Source organism: Mesorhizobium sp. WSM2561, assembly GCF_000513915.1.
Taxonomy (GTDB): Bacteria; Pseudomonadota; Alphaproteobacteria; order Rhizobiales; family Rhizobiaceae; genus Mesorhizobium; species Mesorhizobium muleiense.
This window is the reverse complement of record NZ_AZUX01000085.1, coordinates 1-6,251: the sequence shown is the minus strand read 5'-3', so window position 1 is coordinate 6,251 and position 6,251 is coordinate 1. Positions and strand designations below refer to the sequence as shown.

The 6,251-nt window shown below is 59.2% G+C and carries 4 protein-coding genes; all 4 read left to right on the top strand.

Annotation, left to right across the window (positions count from 1 at the left end; genetic code table 11):
* The coding region (locus tag M727_RS0132285; RefSeq protein ID WP_027155987.1) for a DUF418 domain-containing protein at positions 1–1,043 on the top strand (1,043 nt) is incomplete at its 5' end.
* 1,725 nt (positions 1,044–2,768) lie between these two features.
* Complete coding sequence (locus M727_RS0132280; RefSeq protein WP_084647009.1) at positions 2,769–4,664, top strand: ABC transporter ATP-binding protein; 1,896 nt, start codon at positions 2,769–2,771, stop codon at positions 4,662–4,664.
* 348 nt (positions 4,665–5,012) lie between these two features.
* Positions 5,013–5,312 (top strand): hypothetical protein, encoded by a 300-nt coding sequence (locus tag M727_RS43570; RefSeq protein WP_027155985.1) that lies wholly within the window; start codon positions 5,013–5,015, stop codon positions 5,310–5,312.
* Entirely contained in the window at positions 5,309–5,740 is a 432-nt protein-coding gene (locus M727_RS0132270) for a PIN domain-containing protein (RefSeq protein WP_027155984.1), read from the top strand. The genes M727_RS43570 and M727_RS0132270 overlap by 4 nt, the downstream gene beginning before the upstream one ends.
* Positions 5,741–6,251 lie beyond the last annotated feature (511 nt).

Below are 6,251 nucleotides of genomic sequence, written 5' to 3'. Positions count from 1 at the left end.
TGTACGCGGCACATGTCGCACCCCATCCAAGCGAAGGGGGGGTCAGCGGCTTCGTTCTAGAACTCGCTCATGGTCGCTCTTCTGCGCTCTTTGCTTTCTTGGCAGGGTTCTCCCTTGTCCTTATCACTGGAAGAATCCCCAAGACAGGACAAGCAGGCCGCCAAGCTGCCACCAAAATCGTGATACGCGCACTTATCCTGCTAATTTTAGGTCTGCTGCTGAAGGCCACCGGAACGCCGGTCGAGGTGGTCCTCGCCTATTACGGGCTGTGCTTTTTGCTGGTTCTTCCACTCTGCCGGCTGGATGCGGTCACCCTTGCAGCCATAGCGCTTTCCACGGCATTTGTGCTTCCTCAGCTGGCATTCCTGATCAACCAGATGATGGATGAGGAGATGGCCTTTGACCCTTTCGTCACCCTGTTGCTCAGCGGGATGTACCCTGCCATCACATGGATACCATTCATCATCGCAGGCATGGCAGTCGCACGTCTGAATCTGACGAAGGTGACCACCCGCCGGTGGTTGGCGACCGCTGGAATAGCGCTCGCCGTCCTTGGATATGGAGGGTCTGCGCTCGCCTTGCACTATGTGCCTGGGGTAGCAGAGGCGATCACCGAGCAGGGTGGGGACATAGGCGATCTCTGGTGGTCGAATGCGGGAGAGTGGTTCCGCTCGTTCGAGGCCGGGCCCGTTTGGTTGTGGGTGGCCTCACCTCACACTGAGACCACCTTCTCGATCCTGGGGAACACCGGCGTTGCCCTCCTGGTTCTGGCGATCAGCCTGGTCGTTTCCGACACGCGTCTTCGCGTCCTGACCGGTCCAATCGTCGCTGTCGGTTCTATGTCCTTGACTGCTTATGTCCTGCACCTATGGGGAATTTGGGTGCTTGGAATAACGGAAGTGCCAGGATCGCCACTCTACGTGCTGGGAGGCTTCGTGCTCGCAACCGGTGCGTTCGCAATGTTATGGAGGCGCGCGTTCGGCCGAGGTCCGCTCGAGGCGCTGATGGGCAAAGCCACAGACCTGTCTCGCTGCGTGCCTTAGCACTGCGTCAACCGAACAGCATGCGCGAGATCCGCGGCGATTTTGAGGAGCTCCTACGTTTTCCGCTACGCCGAGAACTGACCGGCATGTCGGATATCTTTTCGTATAGATGCGACGGTGGCGCGAATAGCCGCTGTTCATACTCGTGTGGGAGAACCCGTCGATTCGATCGGACGCAACATGCTCTGGCGAGTGACGAGATCCGCGATGACGCGGGTGGGTGGCCGCCGCGTGGGTCGGGCCGGGACGCCCATGACCGGTGGCGTAGTAGACGCGCCGGGTCTTCGTGGAGCGCGGATACCGGCACGGGTCGGGCAGTACCGGCCTATGGCCATGCATTCGCTCGTCCTGGCCATCTGGAGTTCCGGAGCGAGCCCACCTTGTCGTTCCGGGATTCCGGCCGGCATGTCGACCTGCAGCCTCGCGCTGCGTATGATGGCGGGGCCGGCTCTGCCCGGCCACACGCTTCGGGTTCGGTCGCCGCGCTCCGTCTCCAGAGGGATCGGCTCGGCCATCGGTCAAGGGCGGTCTGGTGAAAGCGTCGCGAAGGGTGCCGGGCCGCGAGGGCGTCTTCAAGCCGTACTTGACGAAACCACGCCTCCCCGTTCGATCCCGCTCACTGTTCCACCCGCTCGACCGTGTCCCCCAGAAGTTCGAAAGTCTCGATCATGGGCATTGCCCTACGATAGGATCGCGGATCGAGTGGTTCAGACTCATTGTTACTGAGGGCGTTTGCGCCAAGCCTCCCGCTCGAAGCTGAAGCGCTGCAGCACCGCTTTACGCTCTCGCCAGCGTGGGAATTGTGTAGCGTCGCTTCGCGGGTCAGCACGCTGGACTAACCGCCCCACTCCCTGCCAGAATCTGACTTTCTGGCTATATTGCGGGCAATAAACCAGAAGCCATTATAGGGAGATCACATAAGCGCGCCATGCTATCGATCCCGCCTTGGCGTACGCGCCGTAGCGCGCTTCGAAGTTCTCGGTCGCGACGGTGATCGCGATCTGATCCGATCGACCGCCCGTCGGCTGTCGGAGGACATCCCCAAAGATCAGAGCTTCGCGCGACCGTGAGCAAGTCGATAGCTGGTGTCCAAGCCTGGCGGGATTCTGTCCGCATACCAGCGGAGGCCGCTGGTGGGACCGATCTCCATTTTCGCGGCCCCACGAAGAGGGCGCAAGGTCGACCTGGACACGTTACCTGCTTCAACCAACCCTTATCTGAATTGTCGTCAGACTGCAGTCATCAGAATCGCTCATGCAACGGATCGTCGCAGCGCGGCGGGATCTGTTCGTCGCGTGGCTGACGCTTCCGGATATCTGCCGCGGTATTTTGAAAAAATCATCGAAGACAATGGAATGCCGAGTACCTCACCCTGAACGAAATTGGCGTTCTCCAGATTCGAGGTCGTGCTGGAGGAGCGGTGCATTTAGCCGCATCCGGACCCACCGCCGCCGCGCCAAGCGTTCGGGAGATCAAGGCATTGCATGCAAAAGCCAGGCCGCTCATCCAGCCACCTCGTACGCCAGGCTTAGGTGCTTTCACCTGGCACGACATTTGCGCGGTAAATTGGCAACCAGCCTGCATCGGCTCAGGAGAAAACATCCCAACTCAGCTCGCCCGACCGCGGTGGAGTTCGGTTGGGATACCCGATGGAAATCAGAATGACCGACCTGCAGGCAAGAAGCAGTCCATTAATCCTTCGGATCAGAGACGCGAGATCTTAGCATGACGAGCCAGAATTGCGGCAATCCTCAACCAACTGCTCCTGGCCACGATCCGTCCTCGCCACCGGGGGTGCGCTCCACGGAGAGGCGCCTCGGCACGTTTCGCGTCATAGCCCTGTATGTTGCGATGGCTTGGCGCACAAGCCGATATCTAACCTTGTCCTCATTGTTGCTGAGGCTTGCCGATGCACTGCTTCCCGTCAGCATACTTTATGTAGGCAAGCTGATCATTGACGACGTCAGTCACCAAATCCCACACGGGGCGCCCGTCCTTTCCGACGTGCTTTATGGGGAGAGGTTGCATCCGCTTGCACTGTTGATTGCGGCCGGGTTCGGGCTGGCTGTGATCACCGATGTGTTGAGCCGCGTCCGATCTCTCGTTGAAGGTACACTTGGCGAGCGGATTACCGTTGCATTGACCGCCCTTCTCATGGAGCGTGCCGCGACGCTGGATCTGAAGGATTTCGAGGACGCCGAATTTCAGGCCCATCTCGAAGCTGCGCGCGAGCAGACAACCGACACCATGGCGCTGTCTGGCCTTTTTTCACACGCGGCGAGCATTGTAAAAGTGATTGCTTTCGCCGCGGCCCTTCTCATCATTGCGCCTTGGCTGATGGTTCTTCTGTTGATCGCAGTGGTGCCGGCGTTTGTTGGCGAGTTCTATTTCAATGAGAGGAGATACTCGCTCGATTGGAGCCGCATTCAGGAGCGGCGCGAACACGACTATTTGTGCTTTACGGCAACCAGCGTGGAAGCGGCCAAAGAGGTCAAGATTTTCGGGTTGAGCCGTTTTCTCATCAGTCGCTATGTCGCGCTTGCACGGCAATTCTACACCGCAATGCGCAAGCTGGAGTTACGGAATGAAATCTGGAGTGGTGTCTTCACCGCCCTCGCCACGATGGCCTATTACGGCGCTTACGCTTACATCGTGTGGCGTACGCTGCAGGGGGACTTCACCGTTGGTGACCTTACGTTCCTCGCCGGTGCGTTCCTGCAACTGAGCAATGAGCTGGAAACGGTGCTGTTCCGTTTCGCTGGTATATTCGCCACTGAGGTGGAGTACCTCAACTACCTGTTCTCCTTCTTTCAACGGGAGCCTGAAATCCTGACGCCCGAAAATCCGCTGCCCGTCCCTTCCCCAATCCGAGAAGGCTTCGTCTTCGAAGATGTGGGATTCAGATATCCGGGAACGGAGCGGTGGGCGGTGCGTGGTCTCAACTTCGCGCTGCTGGCCGGAGAGGTGGTGGCGGTCGTCGGGGAGAGCGGCGCTGGGAAGACCACGCTGGTTAAGCTGCTGACACGCCTCTACGATCCCGATGAGGGCCGGATCCTTCTCGATGGCAAGGATTTGCGCGAGTACGATCTGGATGAACTACGCAACTCGATTGGCGTGATCTTCCAGGATTTCGTTCGCTACGCCATGACCGCTAACGACAACATCGCGGTTGGCCGCATCACGGCGCGCAAGGATGGAGATCGCATAGAACGCGCCGCCGAATGCAGCCAAGCCTCGAAGGTCATCGGCAGGCTGCCTGAAGGATATGACCAGATGCTCGGCAACGGGTTTAAGGGTGGTGTGGAGCTGTCAGGTGGCGAATGGCAGAAGATTGCCATTGCTCGAGCCTACATGCGAAATGCTGAGCTATTGATCCTGGACGAACCGACGGCAGCACTCGACGCTCGTTCGGAATACGAGGTGTTCCGGCGTTTCAAGGAGCGGAGCAAGGGCAAAACATCGGTTCTAATTTCTCATCGCTTTTCCAGCGTGCGGATGGCCGATCGCGTTCTGGTGCTGGCCGACGGGAAAGTTGAGGCGCAGGGTACACATGAGGAACTTTTGGCGCAGTCCGGTCGCTACGCCGAACTCTTCGAACTCCAGGCGGCGGGCTTTCGATAGGCGGCTATTGGCTCGTCAGGGTTGAACGGCCCTTCCAGAGGTCCAGCGTGCTCTTCTCAAAGTGCAATCGGGGGCGCCAGATTCCAGGGTGGATAGTGCGCTGCTGTTTGACAGAGTGGAGGTGTTCGCCCGGCGCTCGGAAAACATGCCGACGGTAGCTGACAACCGACGAACCACGCCATCCGCACAGGTCTTGGTGCAATTTTTCGCCTTGATGGAATGCGTCGATCGACGTGAGCGAGCACCTCCGTCTCCTTGCTGCACCCCCGAGTTGCGCCCGCACGGACCGCCCCTACCTTGTGCAAGCCTTGTTCCTGGCTATATTACTGGAAACAGATGGAGGCCACCATGGGAAATTCACAGAAGCGTGCCATCCAACATTACCGCTCCCGCCTTGCCCAGCGCGGCTTAGCGCGCTTCGAAGTACTCGGTCGGGACGCTGATCGCGATCTGATACGATCGCTTGCCCGGCGCCTGTCGGAGGATACCCCCGAAGCGTCAGAGCTTCGCGCGACCGTGAGCAGGTCGATCGCTGGCGAGCCACCCAAGCCTGGCCGAATCCTCGCCGCCTTGCGGCGTTCGCCGCTGGTGGGCGCGGACCTCGATTTTTCCCGGCCCCATGAAGAGGGGCGCAAAGTCGACCTGTGACGCGCTACCTCCTCGACACCAACATCATCAGTAATGTTGTCAAACCGCAGCCATCGGAATCGCTCGTGGCATGGATGTCGTCACAGCGCGACGAGGATCTGTTCATCGCGTCGCTGACGCTTGCGGAGATCCGCCGCGGTATTTTGGAGAAGCCACGAGGCAAAAAACGCGACGCGCTCGACAAGTGGTTCTCGGGGTCTGAAGGGCCGCAGGCGCTGTTTGCGAACCGTATCCTATCGTTCGACGACAAGGCGGCGCTGATCTGGGCGCAGCTAATGGCGAAAGGGAAAGCGGCCGGCCAGCCACGTAGCGGGCTCGACATGATCATAGCCGCTGTCGCCGGCGCGAACGAGTGCGTGGTGGTGACAGACAACGAAAAGGACTTTGCCGGACTCCAATTCGTCAATCCGATCCGCGGAGCGGTGTGACGCGCTAGGGGTAGGAAAGCTGGGACGGCAAGACGCTGGACTCGGATAGAGGAGATTGACTCTCGATCCGGTGCGCTGCTTCGCTTGGTATGGATTGTCGCAAGTCCAGACTACCCGTTGTGCCAGGGGTTGACTCCGATCACGCTGAAAACAACATGTCGGATATACTCGAAGTGAGCATAGGCGGAGGCAATTCGCTCGTTTTCCCGGACATTGCGTGACGCCCCGGAAAACTGATCGGTGAGAACTGATCAGGCCCCGGTCGGCCCGCTTGGCGGGGGTATCTAAACGATTGCCGAGCTCAACTGCAGCAACATCGCTCATTGATGGAACGAGAATCGAGGATAATTTTGGCCAGCACCCGGTCGGCAGCGATGCGAGAAGCTTGATGCCCTCAATCCCAGCCAAGCGGCAAACAACCACCATCATGGAAGCAATGCGTTATGGAAGCACCTGCGCTTTGGCGTCGGCACCTCGATGACACGTTCGAGTTCCTCAATCAGATCCGCAA